This is a genomic window from Citrobacter sp. CRE-46, assembly GCF_059615875.1.
Genome location: NZ_CM184341.1, coordinates 1,358,949 through 1,376,462, shown reverse-complemented (window position 1 = coordinate 1,376,462; position 17,514 = coordinate 1,358,949). Strand labels below are relative to the sequence as shown.

Annotated in this window: 13 protein-coding genes; 7 read left to right on the top strand and 6 right to left on the bottom strand. The window is 55.6% G+C overall.

Annotation, left to right across the window (positions count from 1 at the left end; all coding sequences use genetic code 11):
• Positions 1 to 89 precede the first annotated feature (89 nt).
• The 5 genes from hcaE to hcaD are packed head-to-tail and all read left to right on the top strand — an operon-like array spanning position 90 to position 4,307.
• Positions 90 to 1,451 carry a 3-phenylpropionate/cinnamic acid dioxygenase subunit alpha gene (hcaE, locus tag AC534G_RS06500; RefSeq protein ID WP_038642663.1) on the top strand — a complete coding sequence of 454 codons (1,362 nt, stop codon included), beginning with the start codon at positions 90 to 92 and terminating at the stop codon, positions 1,449 to 1,451.
• On the top strand, positions 1,448 to 1,966 hold the full coding sequence (gene hcaF / locus AC534G_RS06495) for a 3-phenylpropionate/cinnamic acid dioxygenase subunit beta (RefSeq protein ID WP_110497146.1): 519 nt from the start codon (positions 1,448 to 1,450) through the stop codon (positions 1,964 to 1,966). Before hcaE ends, hcaF begins: the two co-directional genes overlap by 4 nt.
• Positions 1,966 to 2,286 carry a 3-phenylpropionate/cinnamic acid dioxygenase ferredoxin subunit gene (gene hcaC, locus AC534G_RS06490; RefSeq protein ID WP_038642667.1) on the top strand — a complete coding sequence of 107 codons (321 nt, stop codon included), beginning with the start codon at positions 1,966 to 1,968 and terminating at the stop codon, positions 2,284 to 2,286. The genes hcaF and hcaC overlap by 1 nt, the downstream gene beginning before the upstream one ends.
• Positions 2,283 to 3,095 (top strand): 3-phenylpropionate-dihydrodiol/cinnamic acid-dihydrodiol dehydrogenase, encoded by an 813-nt coding sequence (gene hcaB, locus AC534G_RS06485; RefSeq protein ID WP_110497144.1) that lies wholly within the window; start codon positions 2,283 to 2,285, stop codon positions 3,093 to 3,095. The genes hcaC and hcaB overlap by 4 nt, the downstream gene beginning before the upstream one ends.
• A 9-nt stretch (positions 3,096 to 3,104) precedes the next feature.
• Positions 3,105 to 4,307, top strand: a complete 1,203-nt coding sequence (hcaD, locus tag AC534G_RS06480) for a phenylpropionate dioxygenase ferredoxin reductase subunit (protein ID WP_110497142.1) — start codon at positions 3,105 to 3,107, stop codon at positions 4,305 to 4,307.
• A gap of 78 nt (positions 4,308 to 4,385) precedes the next feature.
• Here hcaD and glyA read toward each other — a convergent pair whose 3' ends face one another.
• The gene (glyA, locus tag AC534G_RS06475; RefSeq protein ID WP_032939458.1) at positions 4,386 to 5,639 is read right to left on the bottom strand and encodes a serine hydroxymethyltransferase; all 1,254 of its coding nucleotides are present in this window, start codon (positions 5,637 to 5,639) and stop codon (positions 4,386 to 4,388) included.
• Between the two features lie 326 nt (positions 5,640 to 5,965).
• On the opposite strand from glyA, the gene hmpA reads away from it, so the two are divergent.
• A complete protein-coding gene (gene hmpA, locus AC534G_RS06470; protein ID WP_038642674.1) occupies positions 5,966 to 7,156 on the top strand; it encodes an NO-inducible flavohemoprotein in 1,191 nt (396 codons plus the stop codon).
• 101 nt (positions 7,157 to 7,257) lie between these two features.
• Here hmpA and glnB read toward each other — a convergent pair whose 3' ends face one another.
• From glnB to purL, 5 genes are all read right to left on the bottom strand, one after another.
• A complete protein-coding gene (gene glnB / locus AC534G_RS06465) occupies positions 7,258 to 7,596 on the bottom strand; it encodes a nitrogen regulatory protein P-II (RefSeq protein ID WP_000717694.1) in 339 nt (112 codons plus the stop codon).
• Positions 7,597 to 7,656: 60 nt separating this feature from the next.
• Positions 7,657 to 8,991 (bottom strand): two-component system response regulator GlrR, encoded by a 1,335-nt coding sequence (gene glrR, locus AC534G_RS06460; protein ID WP_304529550.1) that lies wholly within the window; start codon positions 8,989 to 8,991, stop codon positions 7,657 to 7,659.
• Positions 8,991 to 9,734, bottom strand: coding sequence for a two-component system QseEF-associated lipoprotein QseG (gene qseG, locus AC534G_RS06455; RefSeq protein ID WP_038642680.1), 744 nt, complete (start codon positions 9,732 to 9,734; stop codon positions 8,991 to 8,993). The genes glrR and qseG overlap by 1 nt, the downstream gene beginning before the upstream one ends.
• Positions 9,735 to 9,756: 22 nt before the next feature.
• A complete protein-coding gene (qseE, locus tag AC534G_RS06450) occupies positions 9,757 to 11,187 on the bottom strand; it encodes a two component system sensor histidine kinase QseE/GlrK (protein WP_123261017.1) in 1,431 nt (476 codons plus the stop codon).
• Between the two features lie 599 nt (positions 11,188 to 11,786).
• Positions 11,787 to 15,674 carry a phosphoribosylformylglycinamidine synthase gene (gene purL, locus AC534G_RS06445; protein ID WP_110497140.1) on the bottom strand — a complete coding sequence of 1,296 codons (3,888 nt, stop codon included), beginning with the start codon at positions 15,672 to 15,674 and terminating at the stop codon, positions 11,787 to 11,789.
• A gap of 257 nt (positions 15,675 to 15,931) precedes the next feature.
• On the opposite strand from purL, the gene mltF reads away from it, so the two are divergent.
• Positions 15,932 to 17,482: a membrane-bound lytic murein transglycosylase MltF gene (gene mltF, locus AC534G_RS06440; RefSeq protein WP_085049302.1), complete on the top strand. Its 1,551-nt coding sequence runs from the start codon at positions 15,932 to 15,934 to the stop codon at positions 17,480 to 17,482.
• The last annotated feature ends 32 nt before the right edge of the window (positions 17,483 to 17,514 follow it).

The window sequence follows — 17,514 nt, the reverse complement described above, 5'->3', positions numbered from 1 at the left end:
ACTATTTCACAGATTGATAACTAACCAGCAACATCCTTAGGGTACAAAAAAAGAAGGTCAATACATCTTAGCTTTCAGGATTAAAAAATATGACCATACCCTCAAATTTAGACATCTACCGACTGATCGACACGCAAAACGGTCGCGTAACCCCACGTATTTATACCGACCCTGAAATTTATCAACTGGAGCTGGAACGCATCTTCGGACGCTGCTGGCTGTTTCTCGCCCACGAAAGCCAAATCCCCAAACCGGGCGATTTCTTTAACACTTATATGGGCGAAGACGCCGTGGTGGTGGTGCGCCAGAAGGACGGCAGCATCAAAGCGTTTCTCAACCAGTGCCGCCACCGCGCGATGCGCGTGAGTTATGCCGACTGCGGTAACACCCGCGCCTTCACCTGCCCGTATCACGGCTGGTCGTATGGCATTAACGGCGAGCTGATCGACGTGCCGCTGGAGCCGCGCGCCTACCCACAAGGGCTGTGCAAATCCCACTGGGGGCTGAACGAAGTGCCATGCGTCGAGAGCTACAAAGGGCTGATTTTCGGTAACTGGGATACCACCGCGCCGAATCTTCGCGATTATCTCGGCGACATCGCCTGGTATCTCGACGGCGTGCTGGATCGCCGTGAAGGCGGCACTGAAATCGTCGGCGGCGTACAGAAGTGGACCATCGACTGTAACTGGAAATTCCCCGCCGAACAGTTCGCCAGCGACCAGTATCACGCGTTGTTCAGCCACGCCTCTGCCGTACAGGTATTGGGCGCGAAAGACGACGGCAGCGACAAACGCCTGGGAGACGGTCAAACCGCCCGCCCGGTGTGGGAAACCGCCAAAGACGCGCTACAGTTCGGCCAGGATGGACACGGCAGCGGCTTCTTCTTTACCGAGAAACCGGACGCCAACGTCTGGGTCGACGGCGAAGTCTCCAGCTACTATCGCGAGACCTATGAAGAGGCGGAGCGGCGTCTGGGTAAGGTTCGTGCGCTGCGCCTCGCCGGTCACAACAATATTTTCCCCACGCTCTCCTGGCTGAACGGTACCGCCACGCTGCGCGTCTGGCATCCGCGCGGGCCGGACAAAGTCGAAGTATGGGCGTTCTGCATCGCCGATAAAGCCGCCTCTGATGACGTCAAAGCCGCTTTTGAAAACAGCGCCACCCGCGCCTTCGGCCCGGCAGGGTTCCTTGAGCAGGACGACTCGGAAAACTGGTGTGAAATTCAAAAACTGCTGAAAGGCCACCGGGCACGCAACACTAACCTGTGCCTGGAGATGGGTCTCGGCCAGGAAAAACGTCGTGAAGACGGCATTCCGGGGATCACTAACTACATTTTCTCGGAAACCGCTGCCCGCGGCATGTATCAGCGTTGGGCCGATTTATTAAGCAGCGAAAGCTGGCAGGAAGTGCAGGAAAAAACCGCCGCATACCAGCAGGAGGTGATGAAATGAGCGCGTTAGTCTCCCCTGAGCTGCATCACCGCATCAGCCAGTTTCTGTATGAAGAAGCGCGTTTGCTGGACGACTGGCAGTTCCGCGACTGGCTGGCGCAGCTGGATGACGACATTCGTTACACCATGCGCACCACGGTCAATGCTCAAACCCGCGACCGCCGCAAAGGCGTACAGCCGCCGACCACCTGGATTTTCAACGACAATAAAGACCAGCTTGAACGCCGTATCGCGCGGCTGGAAACCGGCATGGCGTGGGCCGAAGAGCCGCCTTCCCGCACCCGCCACATGATCAGCAACCTGCAGGTTAGCGAAACCGACCAGCCGGACGTGTTCGCCGTGCGCCTGAACTATCTGCTGTACCGCGCACAAAAAGAGCGTGACGAGACGTTCTACGTCGGCACGCGCATGGATAAAGTCCGTCGTCTGCCGGGCGACGAATGGCGCTTACTGGGGCGTGAGATCGTGCTCGATCAGGCGGTGATCACCTCCCACAACCTGAGTGTACTGTTTTGATGAGCCGCATATTTGCCTGCTCCGCCACGGAGCTACCGGAGGGGGAAGCCCTCCGGCTGGAAACCTCTCCCGTCATCGCGCTGTTTCACGTTGGCGGTGAGTTTTATGCCATTAACGATCGCTGTAGCCACGGTAACGCCTCGATGTCGGAGGGCTATCTGGAAGACGACGCCACGGTGGAGTGCCCGCTGCACGCCGCCAGCTTCTGCCTGAAAACCGGCAAAGCGCTGTGCCTGCCCGCCACCGATCCGCTCACCACCTATGCGGTGCATGTGGAAGGCGGCGAGGTGTTTATTGATTTACCCGAGGAGGCCAGATGAGCGATTTACGCGATAACGTTGTGTTTATTACTGGCGGCGGCTCCGGGCTGGGGCTGGCGCTGGTAGAACGCTTTATTGAAGAAGGTGCGAAAGTCGCCACGCTCGAGCTGTCCGCAGCGAAGATTGCCAGCCTGCGCCAGCGCTTTGGTGAACACGTACTGGCGGTGGAAGGCAACGTGACCTGCTATGCCGACTACCAGCGCATGGTGGATCGGATCCTCACCACCTTCGGCAAGCTGGACTGTTTTATCGGCAACGCGGGTATCTGGGATCACAACGCTTCGCTGGTCAATACGCCCGCCGAGGCGCTGGAAAGCGGCTTCCACGAGCTGTTTAACGTTAACGTGCTGGGCTATCTGCTGGGTGCCAAAGCCTGCGCCCAGGCATTAATCGCCAGCGAAGGCAGCATCATCTTTACCCTGTCTAACGCCGCGTGGTATCCCGGCGGCGGCGGGCCCCTGTATACCGCCAGCAAGCACGCGGCCACCGGGTTGATTCGCCAACTGGCCTACGAACTCGCCCCCAAAGTGCGGGTGAACGGTGTCGGCCCGTGCGGCATGGCGACCGATCTGCGCGGCCCGCAGGCGCTCGGTCAGAACGATACCTCGATTATGCAGTCGCTGACGCCGGAGAAAATTGCCGCCATTCTGCCGCTGCAGTTCTTCCCAGAACCGGCAGATTTTACCGGCCCGTACGTGATGCTGGCGTCACGGCGCAACAACCGCACGCTGAGCGGCGTGATGATCAATGCCGACGCCGGTCTGGGGATCCGTGGGATCCGGCACGTCGCGGCTGGTCTGGATCTGTAAGGAGTCATCATGAACGAACAGATTATTGCCATCATCGGCGGCGGCCAGGCGGGAGCGATGGCCGCCGCCGCGCTACGTCAGCAGGGGTTTAGCGGACCGTTACACCTCTTTTCTGACGAGGCTCACCTGGCCTACGAGCGCCCGCCGCTGTCAAAAGCGATGCTGCTGGACGATAACCCGCAGCTTCAGCCGGTTCTGCCCGCCAGCTGGTGGCAGGAACACAACGTGCAGTTGCATCTGGGCGTTACGCTACGCGAGATTGATCGCGCCTCACGTACGTTAACGCTCGCCGATGGGCAAACCTACCGCTGGACTCAGCTGCTGCTGGCTACTGGGGCCGCCGCCAGACCGCTACCGCTGCTGGATGCGCTGGGCGAGCGCTGTTTTACCCTACGTCATGCGGGAGATGCCGAGCGTCTCCGGGCTGCGCTACAGCCAGGAAAATCGATCGTGATTGTCGGCGCGGGTACCATTGGCCTGGAGCTGGCGGCCAGCGCCACCCAGCGCGGCTGCCGGGTGACGGTAGTCGAACTGGCATCAACGGTGATGGGCCGCAATGCGCCTGCGCCGGTGCGCGACTATCTGTTAGCCCGCCATCAGCAGGCCGGGGTGAGAATGCTGCTCAATAGCGCCATTGAGCACGCTGAAGCGGGAGAATTTCTCACGCTCACGCTGCAAAATGGCGAAACGCTACAGGCTGATGCCGTGGTTTATGGTATCGGTATCGTGGCCAACGATACGCTGGCCCGCGACGCGGGGCTGGAAACGGCCAATGGTATTATTGTCGATAGCGCCTGCGCCACCTCCGACCCGGTCATTTTCGCCGCCGGTGATGTGGCGCTCACTCGCCAGTCGGACGGTTCGTTAAAGCGCATCGAAAGCTGGGAAAATGCCAACTGCCAGGCGCAGGTCGCCGCCGCCGCGATGCTCGGTTTACCCCTGCCGGAAGCCACGCCGGGCTGGTTCTGGACCGATCAATACAGCGATAACCTGCAGTTTGTTGGCGAAATGCAAGGAGAAAGTTGGCTCGTACGTGGCGATCCTGATGCGCAGAAAGCAATATGGTTTAGTTTGCAGAATGACGTCGTTGTCGGCGCAGTGACGTTGAACCAGGGTCGGGAAATGCGCTTATTGCGGAAATGGATTCAGGCTAAGAAAAAGCCGCCAGTGGCGGCTTTAGTCGATGAAACAATCTTGCTTAAGTCACTATAACTGGCGGATGTCTCTTCGTTTATCCGGCCTACAGGTAACTCACCTGTAGGCCGGATAAGGTCCAGCAATCAATATGACTTACGCGTAAACCGGGAAGCGTGCGCAGATATCCAGCACTTTACCTTTGATGCGCTCAATTACCGCTTCATCATTGATATTGTCCAGAACATCACACATCCAGCCAGCCAGCTCTTTCACTTCCGCTTCTTTAAAGCCACGGCGAGTGACAGCCGGAGAACCGATACGGATACCGGAAGTCACAAACGGGCTCTTCGGATCGTTCGGTACGCTGTTTTTGTTGACGGTGATGTTAGCACGACCCAGTGCAGCGTCGGCTTCTTTACCGGTCAGGTTTTTATCAACCAGATCCAGCAGGAACAGGTGGTTTTCAGTCCCACCGGAAACCACTTTGTAGCCGCGGTTCAGGAACACTTCCACCATCGCTTTGGCGTTTTTCGCAACCTGCTGCTGGTAAACTTTGAACTCTGGCTCCATCGCTTCTTTCAGCGCCACGGCTTTCGCCGCGATCACGTGCATCAGCGGGCCGCCCTGCGCGCTTGGGAACACGGCGGAGTTCAGTTTTTTGTACAGCTCTTCATCACCGCCTTTTGCCAGGATCAGGCCGCCGCGCGGACCCGCCAGCGTTTTGTGGGTGGTGGTGGTCACAACGTGAGCGTGCGGAACCGGGTTCGGGTAAACGCCGGCGGCAATCAGACCGGCAACGTGCGCCATGTCGACGAACAGGTATGCGCCGATGCTGTCAGCGATTTCACGCATTTTTGCCCAGTCAACCACGCCGGAGTAGGCAGAGAAGCCACCGATAATCATTTTCGGTTTGTGCTCTTTGGCCTGCTTAGCCATGTCTTCGTAGTCAATTTTACCGGACTCATCAATGCCGTAAGGAATGATGTTGTAGAGTTTGCCGGAGAAGTTAACCGGGGAGCCGTGAGTCAGGTGGCCGCCCTGCGCCAGGTTCATACCCAGCACGGTATCGCCCGGCTGCAGCAGCGCGGTATAGACAGCGAAGTTAGCCTGAGAGCCAGAGTGCGGCTGTACGTTAGCGTAGTCAGCGCCAAACAGCTCTTTAGCGCGATCGATAGCCAGTTGCTCAACGATATCAACGTACTCGCAACCGCCGTAGTAGCGCTTGCCCGGATAACCTTCAGCGTATTTGTTGGTCAGCTGAGAACCCTGCGCCTGCATTACACGCGGGCTGGTATAGTTTTCGGAGGCGATCAGTTCGATGTGCTCTTCCTGACGTACTTTTTCCTGCTCCATAGCCTGCCACAGTTCGGCATCATAATCGGCAATGTTCATTTCACGCTTTAACATCCGCATCTCCTGACTCAGCTAACAAGTAAATTTTGGCCTGAAAAGGCAGTCTTCCAGGACTTCGGCCAACAGTATAACCGAATCATTCTTCGATAACAGGTCTTGACAAAGGATTTTACGCAAACGATTACCTTCACGGCACACAAGGCTTTGGAGAACAAAGGTCTGCTGAATTTCAACGGATTTCTTTTCAGGTTTGTGATGCAGATTTTTCACGATGTAACCTTTACAACGCAAAGTTACAAAGAACCATTTACAATGCAGGGGTATTTTTTATAAGATGCATTTGACATACATCATTAAAGTTTTAGATAAAGGAAGACCGTATGCTTGACGCACAAACCATCGCTACAGTGAAAGCCACCATTCCCCTGCTGGTTGAAACAGGTCCAAAGCTGACCGCCCATTTCTACGATCGCATGTTTACGCATAACCCAGAGCTGAAAGAAATTTTCAACATGAGTAACCAGCGCAATGGCGACCAACGTGAAGCGCTGTTTAACGCCATTGCCGCGTATGCCAGCAACATCGACAACCTGCCAGCGCTGTTGCCAGCCGTTGAGAAAATCGCCCAGAAACATACCAGCTTCCAGATAAAACCAGAGCAGTACAACATCGTAGGAAGTCACCTGCTGGCCACGCTGGACGAAATGTTCAGCCCGGGCCAGGAAGTGCTGGATGCGTGGGGCAAAGCATACGGCGTGCTGGCGGGCGTGTTTATTAACCGTGAAGCGCAAATCTACAGCGAAAACGCCAGCAAAACCGGCGGTTGGGAAGGTACGCGTCCTTTCCGTATCGTGGCGAAAACGCCGCAAAGCCGCGCGATTACCAGCTTTGAGTTTGAACCCGTCGATGGCGGCGCAGTGGCGGAATACCATCCGGGTCAATACCTGGGCGTCTGGCTGAAGCCGGAAGGTTTCCCGCATCAGGAAATCCGTCAGTATTCGCTGACCCGTAAGCCAGATGGCAAAGGCTACCGTATTGCCGTGAAGCGCGAGGACGGTGGTCAGGTTTCAACCTGGCTGCATAACCACGCCAATGTCGGTGATGTAGTTCACCTGGCCGCGCCAGCGGGGGATTTCTTTATGGACGTTGCGACCGATACGCCGGTGTCGCTGATTTCCGCAGGCGTGGGCCAAACGCCGATGCTGGCGATGCTGGATACGCTGGCGAAAGCTCATCATACGGCGCAGGTTAACTGGTTCCACGCGGCGGAAAATGGCGATGTACATGCTTTCGCCGATGAAGTAAAAGAACTCGGCAAAACGCTGCCACGCTTTAGCGAGCATACCTGGTATCGTGAGCCAAACGAAGCCGATCGCGCGAAAGGTGCGTTTGATAGCATTGGTCTGATGGATCTGAACAAACTGGAAGGGGCAATCAGCGATCCGGCGATGCAGTTTTATCTGTGCGGCCCGGTCGGCTTTATGCAGTTCGCCGCGAAGCAACTGGTCGGTCTGGGCGTGAAAAACGAGAACATTCATTACGAATGCTTCGGCCCGCATAAAGTATTGTAATGTATTACGCGAGTAGGCCGGATAAGGCGTTTACGCCGACATCCGGCAATCACTCTGCCTGATGCACTACGCTTATCAGGCCTACAAATTAACGGCGCGGCTTAGATTGCCGCGTCGTCTTCTTCACCGGTACGAATACGAATAACGCGTGCCACGTCGAAAACAAAAATCTTACCGTCACCGATTTTACCGGTCTGCGCGGTACGAATAATGGTGTCAACGCAGGTATCGACGATGTCGTCGGGAACGACAATTTCAATTTTTACCTTCGGCAGAAAATCCACCATGTATTCCGCACCACGGTATAACTCGGTATGGCCTTTCTGACGGCCAAATCCTTTCACTTCTGTCACAGTCATACCGGTAATGCCGACTTCAGCCAGCGCTTCACGGACGTCGTCCAGCTTGAAAGGTTTAATAATCGCATCAATCTTTTTCATGCTATTCCTTGAAAAGGTCGCCTGTCTTTTGATCGAATAAAACTAACATAATCCGCAGATTTATTCTTTGAAATCGTTTGCCTCCAGCTCATGGCGAGAAAGCAACTTGTAGAACTCGGTGCGATTGCGCCCCGCCATTCGCGCCGCATGGGTCACATTGCCTTTTGTGATTTGCAATAGTTTGCGCAGGTAGTTAAGTTCAAACTGATTGCGCGCTTCAACAAAAGTCGGCAGCGCGGTGTTCTCCCCTTCCAGGGCCTGCTCCACCAGCGCATCGCTGATAACCGGCGAAGAGGTCAAGGCCACGCACTGCTCAATCACGTTGACCAACTGACGTACGTTGCCCGGCCAACTGGCGGTCATCAAACGCTTCATGGCATCGGTCGAGAAGGCGCGCACGAAGGGTTTGTGCCGTTCAGCAGACTGTCGCAGCAGGTGGTTTGCCAGCAGCGGAATATCTTCCGTACGCTCGGCAAGCGCTGGGATCTTCAGACTAACCACGTTGAGGCGATAGTACAAATCTTCACGGAACTCGCCCCGCGCCATCGCTTTAGGCAGGTCGCGGTGGGTAGCCGATATAATGCGCACATCAATGTCTATATCGCGGTTACTGCCCAGCGGCCTGACCTTGCGTTCCTGTAAAACGCGCAGCAATTTGACTTGTAACGGCGCGGGCATATCGCCAATCTCATCAAGGAACAGCGTCCCGCCTTCCGCCGCCTGAAACAGGCCCTCGCGATTGCTTACCGCACCGGTAAAGGCGCCGCGCGCATGACCAAACAGTTCGGATTCCAGCAACTGTTCCGGTAACGCGCCGCAGTTAATAGCAATGAATGGCTTGTGGCTGCGCGGGCTGGCGTTATGAATCGCCTGGGCAAACACCTCTTTCCCGGTTCCGCTTTGACCGTTAATCAATACGCTCACATCCGATTGCGCTACCATCCGCGCCTGTTCTAACAGACGCAGCATCAGCGGGCTGCGGGTGACGATAGACTCACGCCAGCTGTCATCAGTGGCTGGCGCAGACTGTTCCAATGCGCCATCAATCGCGTGGTATAACGCGTCTTTATCAACCGGCTTGGTGAGAAAACTGAATACCCCTTGCTGCGTCGCGGCAACGGCATCAGGGATGGAACCGTGAGCAGTAAGGATGATAACCGGCATTCCAGGTTGTACTTTCTGGATTTCAGTAAACAGCTGCATGCCGTCCATTTCATCCATACGCAGATCGCTGATAACCAGATCCACTTTTTCGCGGTTCAGCACCCGTAACCCTTCCTGCCCACTTTCGGCGGTTACGACGCTGTAACCTTCGCTGGTCAGTCGCATACCGAGCAATTTCAACAGGCCCGGATCGTCATCCACCAGCAGCAGATGTGCGGGCTTACGGCTTATCATGGTGTGACCTCATCGGCAGATGGCGCAGTGCCATCCTCGTTATCAGGCGTGGTGAGTTTATCATTCCCGTGCGGCGCGTCAGGATTGTAGCTGCCGGCAGGTTTGCGCGTGGAAAGCTGACGTTCTATATCAGTCAGATTCTCCAGCTTACGGGTTGTGAGATCGAGCTGGGACTGCAAATGCTGCTGCTGTTGACGCAGCGTGTCCAGATCGCTGTCCGATGTTTGCTGGAGTTTACTGTAGCGCATACGCTCTTCGGCAAGCTGCAGTTGTAGCGTTTGGCTGCTGAGCCAGACCTGATACAGAGGTCTGACTTGCGGCGGAATTTGCGGACTTAATGCCTCGAGGCGCGTAACAGCCTCCCGCCTTTCAGGTGGCGTAATGTTAGCGTTATCAAGCAGAATCCCGCGTCTGAAAGCCCCCTGCCAGGTATCTGGCATCATCATACTGGCTTCACTGCGCGCCTGTACCGGCATCAGGCGATTGGCGCAATCCATTGCCCGCAGCCAGTACAGTGGGTTTGTCTCTGTAGGCTGGCTCGTCAGGGACCAGATATCCGTACACTCGGTTGCAAGATAGTCCGCCAGTTGGTAAGGCGGAATTTTCTCCTGAGAGGGGTCGCCAGTAACATGATTCACCGCGTTCGGCACGCACCCGGCCAGCGCCAGACACGGCAGGCTCATAAGCAAGACTCGACGGAAAAAATGTCGTTTAAGCATTCGGAAAACAACGTGTGGCATACTCACCAGACTTAGGTTTATTTTAGTGATTTTTTGCAGCAGATAGGGGCAATTCTATGCGAAAACAAACGCTTTGCGCATGGTCATCAACCAGATACAGTTTGCCTCGCATACGGCGGATGCAATCTCTGGCAATGCTCAGCCCCAACCCGCTTCCTTTTACCGCCCCTTTTCGCTGATGGCTACCCTGGAAAAAAGGCTCGAAGATCATGGTCTGTTCTGCTTCTGGAATCGGTGTGCCTGTATTCGTTATATCGATGTATACCGTTGAGCCATGCAAACTGCTGCGAATCCAAATGTTACCGGATTCAGCGCCATAGTGCACCGCATTGGAATAAAGATTGTCCAGCACGCTCATCAACAGCATCGGTTCCGCCAGGCAGGTGTTCGCCTCAAGCGCTACCTCAGTATGTATCATTTTGCCGCGAGCAGGCAGGCTATGTGCAGAAACAACGCTTTCAACCAGCGGCGCAATGTCCACACTCTCAAGCTCAACCTCGTCATCCGCCAGTTTGCGGTTGTAATCAAGAAGCTGCTCAATCAGCTTTTGCAGGTTACGGCTGCTGTCATCCAGAATACCGACCACCTCTTTTTGCTCCGGCGTAAGCGGTCCAACGACCTGATCGGCCAGCAACTCCGTCCCTTCGCGCATGCTCGCCAGCGGCGTTTTCAGCTCATGGGAAAGATGACGTAAAAACTGATGCCGTTGCGACTCAAGCCAGGAAAGACGTTCGCTCAACCAGATAATGCGCTGACCGACAGACCTCAGCTCACGCGGCCCGGTAAATAATACGCTGTCGCCCAGCGAGCGCCCTTCCCCCAGCCGATTGATCATCCTTTCTATGCCCTTCACCGGGCCGATAATCATACGAGTGAACAGCAGTACCATCGCCAGGCTGACGAGAAACAGCACCAGCGCCTGCCAGCCGAAGAACTGCCCACGTTCGGCAATTTCCTGCTGTAGCTGCTGGCCACGAGAAAAGACCACGGTGCGCGTCGCCTGTACCATCTCGGTATTGGCATTCGCGAACGCTTCCAGCCGGGCTGCCGCTACGCTATCTGGACCGCTGTTATTGCACTGTAATTGCGCGAGGTCGTTGAGATCCTGACGTAACGCCTGATAAAGCTTGGTATCCGGCAACACGCCCGCATGCGCATCCAGCATGTCGCTATAGCGCTTACGCTGACTCTGGTAGACCTTTGCCAACGTTGAGTCATCAAGCACACAATACTGCCGGTAGCTACGCTCCATCTCCAGCGCGGCGTTGGTCATCGCCTCACTGCGTCTGGCGTCAATCAGCGTGGTGCGGTTGGTCAGCGCCGCCTGCGCGCTCAAGGCATTCAGGCTTTGCCACGCCTGCCAGGCCAGAACTAACAACGGCAGCAGAATCAGCAAGAAGGCCAACATAACCAATTGACGTAAAGATCGGGGGAAAACTGACCAGCGCTTCAAGGCGTTACTCTCAATGGACAGGAATAGCTTGATGCTAACTGAGGGGAACGCCAGATACAACAAAGCCGGGATTAACCCGGCTTTGTTGTGGAATAAGGCGGTGCCTAACTCGACGTTTCGCCCGGAGGTTGATATGAGCCATGCTAATATCAGATGTTGGACGGCAGGCACCTTGTTGTGCGTCATTCGAAGTTTATGTAGCGCTTCCCGAAGGGGCTGACATAAGAAGGTGAATGAGCCACTGGTTAATATTATGCAGCATCTGTGCCAATATTCAAAACACTTTGTTAACACAATGATAGATATGAAGAATATCGTTGTTCATGCAAAAAATGGTTCTGCCGGTTTTTTGCACTTTCTGTCGCCAATCAGCAACATCTGTAGCACTTAAAAACAAAACCATTATAAATCATATAATTAAATGTCTCTTTTTGACGACATCGTCACCCCGCCCATGTCGGGATTTCCCGACACTTTAATTTTGCGGCATAAGCACTGAGTTTATTGCCGGATGGCGGCGTAAACACCTTATCCGGCCTACAAAGAGACAGGCAAAAAAAAAGCCCCTCGCAGGAGGGGCTTAATGGCTATCGGGCTAATTAACCGAGCTGTTTGCGCGCGTTGCGGAAAATACGCATCCACGGGCTGTCTTCGCCCCAGTTTTCCGGGTGCCAGGAGTTAGCCACGGTGCGGAACACACGTTCCGGGTGCGGCATCATAATGGTGACGCGACCATTTTCAGTGGTAACGGCAGTAATACCGTTCGGCGAACCGTTCGGGTTAGCCGGGTAGGTTTCGGTCACCTTACCGAAGTTATCAACGTAGCGCAGCGCCACCAGGCCTTTGCTCTCAAGCTGAGCCAGATGCGCGTCGTCACGCACTTCCACACGGCCTTCACCGTGAGAAACGGCAATCGGCATCATCGAACCAACCATGTCGGAGAGCAGTAAAGACGGGCTTTGCGTCACTTCGACCAGGCTGAAGCGGGCTTCAAAACGATCGGAGTGGTTACGCACAAAGCGCGGCCACAGGTCGCTTCCCGGGATCAGTTCGCGCAGGTTAGACATCATCTGACAACCGTTACACACGCCCAGCGCCAGCGTTTGCGGGCGATGGAAGAAGGTTTCAAACTCATCACGGACGCGGTTGTTGAACAGAATCGACTTCGCCCAGCCCTCCCCGGCGCCGAGCACATCACCGTAAGAGAAGCCGCCACAGGCTACCAGCGCCTGGAAATTCCCCAGACCGATACGTCCGCCCAGCAGATCGCTCATGTGCACGTCGATAGCATCGAAGCCCGCACGATGGAAAGCGGCCGCCATCTCGACGTGGGAGTTAACGCCCTGCTCACGCAGTACAGCGACTTTAGGACGTGCGCCGGTGGCGATGTACGGGGCAGCAACATCTTCGTTGATATCGAACGTCAGTTTAACGTTGAGGCCAGGATCGGCGTCGTTGGTTTTAGCGTCGTGTTCCTGATCGGCGCACTCCGGGTTGTCGCGCAGACGCTGCATCTGCCAGGTGGTTTCTGCCCACCACATACGCAGGGTAGTACGGCTTTCGCTGAACACCGACTGTCCGTTAGCGGAGAGAGTGAAGCGGTCGCCTTCCACGGCTTTGCCGAGGTAGTGTACGCAGTCTGCCAGGCCGTTGGCCGCCAGAATGGCTTCCACCGCGTCACGGTCAGCGGCGCGAACCTGGATCACCGCGCCCAGTTCTTCGTTAAACAGCGCTGCCAGACGATCGTCGCCCAGCGTGCTGATATCAGCCTCAATACCACAGTGCCCGGTGAAAGCCATTTCCGCCAGCGTCACCAGCAAGCCGCCGTCGGAGCGATCGTGGTAAGCCAGCAGCTTGCGCTGTGCGACCAGCGCCTGCATGGCGTAGTAGAAGCCTTTCAACTGCGCCACGTCACGTACGTCGGCCGGTTTGTCGCCCAGTTGGCGGTAAACCTGCGCCAGCGCGGTCGCGCCGAGTGCGTTGTGGCCCAGACCAAGGTCAATTAACAGCAGGGCATTATCTTCAGTAGAGAGCTGCGGAGTAATGGTGTGGCGCACGTCTTCCACGCGGGCAAAAGCGGTGATCACCAGTGACAACGGCGAGGTCATTTCGCGCTGTTCGTTGCCTTCCTGCCAGCGGGTCTTCATCGACATGGAGTCTTTACCCACCGGAATGGTCAGGCCAAGCGCCGGACATAATTCTTCCCCGACGGCTTTTACCGCTTCGTATAACCCGGCATCTTCACCCGGGTGACCCGCAGCCGCCATCCAGTTTGCGGAGAGTTTAATGCGTTTGATGTCGCCAATCTGTGTTGCCGCAATGTTAGTCAGCGCTTCACCTACAGCCAGACGGGCAGAAGCTGCGAAGTCCAGCAGAGCGACTGGCGCACGTTCGCCGATAGACATCGCTTCGCCATAGTAGCTATCAAGACTGGCGGTGGTCACCGCACAGTTAGCCACCGGGATCTGCCACGGCCCGACCATCTGGTCACGCGCCACCATACCGGTAACGGTACGGTCGCCGATGGTTACGAGGAAGGTTTTTTCCGCGACGGTCGGAAGATGCAGTACGCGGTTCACCGCATCGGCAATCGAGATTTCGCCACGATTCAGGGCATCACCCTTAGCTTTCAGCGTCTGCACATCGCGGGTCATCTTCGGCGTTTTGCCCAGCAACACGTCCAGCGGCATATCGATCGGCTGGTTGTCGAAGTGGCTGTCGCTCAGGGTCAGGTGCTGCTCTTCAGTAGCTTCCCCAATCACCGCATACGGCGCGCGCTCGCGCTTACACAGTTCGTCAAACAGTGGCAACTGGTCAGCGGCCACCGCCAGCACGTAGCGCTCCTGGGATTCGTTACACCAGATTTCCAGCGGGCTCATACCCGGCTCGTCGCTCAGGATATCGCGCAACTGGAATTTACCGCCGCGACCGCCATCGCTTACCAGCTCCGGCATGGCGTTGGACAGACCGCCCGCGCCGACGTCGTGAATAAACAGAATCGGGTTGGCATCGCCCATCTGCCAGCAGCGGTCGATAACTTCCTGACAGCGGCGTTCCATTTCCGGGTTATCGCGTTGTACGGAGGCGAAGTCGAGATCGGCATCAGACTGACCGGAAGCCATAGAGGATGCAGCGCCACCGCCGAGGCCGATGTTCATCGCCGGACCGCCGAGGACAATCAGCTTCGCGCCGACGACGATCTCGCCTTTCTGCACGTGATCGGCGCGGATGTTGCCGATCCCGCCCGCCAGCATGATCGGCTTGTGGTAGCCGCGCAGCTCTTCACCGTTGTGGCTGTTAACCTTCTCTTCGTAAGTTCGGAAGTAGCCGGTCAGCGCCGGGCGACCAAATTCATTATTAAACGCCGCGCCGCCTAATGGCCCTTCGGTCATGATATCCAGCGCGGTAACGATACGGTCCGGCTTACCAAAGTCTTCTTCCCATGGCTGTTCAAAGCCCGGAATACGCAGGTTGGAAACGGAGAAGCCCACCAGCCCGGCTTTCGGCTTCGCGCCGCGCCCGGTTGCGCCTTCATCACGAATTTCACCGCCGGATCCGGTTGCCGCGCCCGGCCACGGAGAGATGGCGGTCGGGTGGTTGTGAGTTTCTACCTTCATCAGGATATGGGCTGGCTCCTGATGGAAATCGTAGCGACCGGTTTTGTGGTCGGCAAAGTAGCGCCCCACGTCAGAACCTTCCATCACCGCGGCGTTGTCTTTATAGGCGGACAGCACGTGGTCCGGCGTGGTTTCAAAGGTATTTTTGATCATCTTAAACAGCGACTTCGGCTGCTGTTTACCGTCGATAACCCAGTCGGCGTTAAAAATCTTGTGGCGACAGTGCTCAGAGTTGGCCTGCGCGAACATGTACAGTTCGATGTCGTTCGGGTTGCGCCCCAGTTTGCTGAACGCGTCCTGCAGATAGTCGATTTCATCCTCCGCCAATGCCAGGCCGAGACGCACGTTGGCGTCAATCAGCGCCTGACGGCCCTCACCCAGCAGATCGACGCTGGAGACCGGCGCAGGCTGGTGATGCGCAAAGAGTTTTTCGGCATCGTTTAGCGCAGAGAAAACCGTTTCCATCATGCGGTCGTGCAGTACGTCGGCAACCTCCTGCCACTGCTCCGCAGTCAGCGTAGACGCTTCGACATAGTAAGCAACGCCACGTTCCAGACGGCTAATCTGTTGTAGGCCGCAATTGTGGGCAATATCAGTCGCTTTAGAAGACCACGGGGAGATGGTGCCCGGACGAGGGGTGACCAGCAGTAATTTGCCCTCAGGAGCGTGGCTGTGAAGAGCAGGACCATATTTCAGCAGGCGTGCAAGCTGCGCGTGCTCATCTTTATTCAACGGTGCGTTCAGATCGGCAAAATGGACGTACTCGGCGTAAATATTGTGGACCTGGAGGTTGGCAGCCTGAAAACGTGCCAGCAGTTTGTTAATACGGAATGCAGACAGTGCAGGTGAACCACGCAGAATTTCCATCATAAGTCTCTCGTCTTCTAAGCTTTCGGTGTGCCCAAGTGGGGGAAACGGGCGGTATTATAAAGAATCTACCGCGCCGACGAAACCGTTTGCGTCGAAATAAAATCGCGGCCTCGTCTTATCATCAAATGCGGTCTGTTTTCTTAATAAGTTGCCAACTGACGCAAGTTTAAGCAAAATGCCGCTCATTAATGACGACTTCACTTCTTAAACAACACTACAGCAGGCAGAGACAACGTACGGTTCAGAGAATTAACTAATTGAAAAAATTAAAGATTAATTATCTGTTCATCGGCATATTAACGCTGTTGTTGGCAGCGGCCCTCTGGCCATCTATTCCCTGGTTCGGTAAAGCCGAAAATCGTATCGCCGCCATTCAGTCGCGGGGAGAACTGCGCGTCAGTACCATTGACTCGCCATTAACTTATGCGACCCTCAACGGCAAAAAATTCGGTCTGGATTATGAACTGGCCCAGGCGTTCGCCAACTATTTAGGCGTGAAATTAAAAATCACCGTGCGCCAGAACATCAGCCAGCTGTTTGACGACCTGGATAACGGTAATGCCGATCTGTTAGCCGCAGGTCTGGTGTATAACAGCGAGCGGGTGAAAAATTACCAGCCCGGCCCGACCTATTACTCGGTGTCACAACAGTTGGTGTATCGGGTTGGGCAATATCGCCCTCGAACCCTGGCTAGCGTGAATGAAAATCAGTTGACTATCGCCCCGGGGCATGTGGTGGTTAACGATCTCCAGCAGCTAAAAGAGAAAAAATTTCCCGACCTGAGCTGGAAAGTGGATGACAAAAAGGGCACCACTGAACTACTTGATGATGTCATCGCCGGTAAGCTGGATTACACCATTGCCGATTCCGTCGCCATCAGCCTGTACCAACGCGTACACCCTGAGCTGGCCGTCGCGCTGGACGTCTCCGACGAACAGCCGGTGACCTGGTTTAGTCGTCTGGACGATGACAATACGCTGGCCGCTGCCCTGTTGGATTTCTTTAATTCCATGAACGAAGAGGGTTCCCTGGCAAGACTGGAAGAGAAATATCTTGGGCATGGCGATGATTTTGACTATGTCGACACCCGCACCTTTTTGCGCGCCGTAGACAGCGTGTTGCCAGACCTCAAGCCGCTGTTTGAGAAGTATGCGCAGGAAATAGACTGGCGACTGCTTGCCGCGATCTCTTATCAGGAGTCGCACTGGGACGCGCAGGCCACTTCTCCGACCGGCGTACGCGGACTGATGATGTTGACCAAAAATACCGCCCAGAGTCTCGGACTGACTGACCGTACCGATGCCGAACAGAGCATCAGCGGCGGCGCGCGTTATTTGCAGGATATGATGAGTAAAGTGCCGGATACCGTCCCGGAAGGAGAACGGATCTGGTTTGCGCTTGCCGCCTACAATATGGGTTATGCGCATATGCTGGACGCGCGGGCGCTGACGGTCAAAACCAAAGGCAATCCGAATAGCTGGTCCGATGTAAAACAGCGTCTACCGCTGCTCAGCCAAAAGCCGTATTACAACAAGCTGACCTATGGCTATGCGCGTGGTCATGAAGCCTATGCCTATGTGGAAAATATCCGTAAATACCAGATAAGCCTGGTGGGATATCTGCAAGAAAAAGAAAAACAGGCGCAGGAAACGCAGCAACTGGCGCAGGATTACCCGGCGGTGTCGCCCGCGGAGTTATTAGGTAAAGAGAAATTCCCGCTTTCCGCGTTTCTGTCTCAGACGTCGTCAAACTACCTGACGCACTCCCCTTCCCTTCTGTTTTCAGCGCAAAAGAAAGAGGAAAAGTAGTCTTATCGGCCTGATAAACATCAGGCAATCAG

Excerpts from the sequence above, each read along its gene's own strand:
- hcaE (WP_038642663.1), top strand. The coding sequence starts at position 90 with ATGACCATACCCTCAAATTTAGACATCTACCGACTGATCGACACGCAA.
- hcaF (WP_110497146.1), top strand. The coding sequence starts at position 1,448 with ATGAGCGCGTTAGTCTCCCCTGAGCTGCATCACCGCATCAGCCAGTTT.
- hcaC (WP_038642667.1), top strand. The coding sequence starts at position 1,966 with ATGAGCCGCATATTTGCCTGCTCCGCCACGGAGCTACCGGAGGGGGAA.
- hcaB (WP_110497144.1), top strand. The coding sequence starts at position 2,283 with ATGAGCGATTTACGCGATAACGTTGTGTTTATTACTGGCGGCGGCTCC.
- hcaD (WP_110497142.1), top strand. The coding sequence starts at position 3,105 with ATGAACGAACAGATTATTGCCATCATCGGCGGCGGCCAGGCGGGAGCG.
- glyA (WP_032939458.1), bottom strand. The coding sequence starts at position 5,639 with ATGTTAAAGCGTGAAATGAACATTGCCGATTATGATGCCGAACTGTGG.
- hmpA (WP_038642674.1), top strand. The coding sequence starts at position 5,966 with ATGCTTGACGCACAAACCATCGCTACAGTGAAAGCCACCATTCCCCTG.
- glnB (WP_000717694.1), bottom strand. The coding sequence starts at position 7,596 with ATGAAAAAGATTGATGCGATTATTAAACCTTTCAAGCTGGACGACGTC.
- qseG (WP_038642680.1), bottom strand. The coding sequence starts at position 9,734 with ATGCCACACGTTGTTTTCCGAATGCTTAAACGACATTTTTTCCGTCGA.
- purL (WP_110497140.1), bottom strand. The coding sequence starts at position 15,674 with ATGATGGAAATTCTGCGTGGTTCACCTGCACTGTCTGCATTCCGTATT.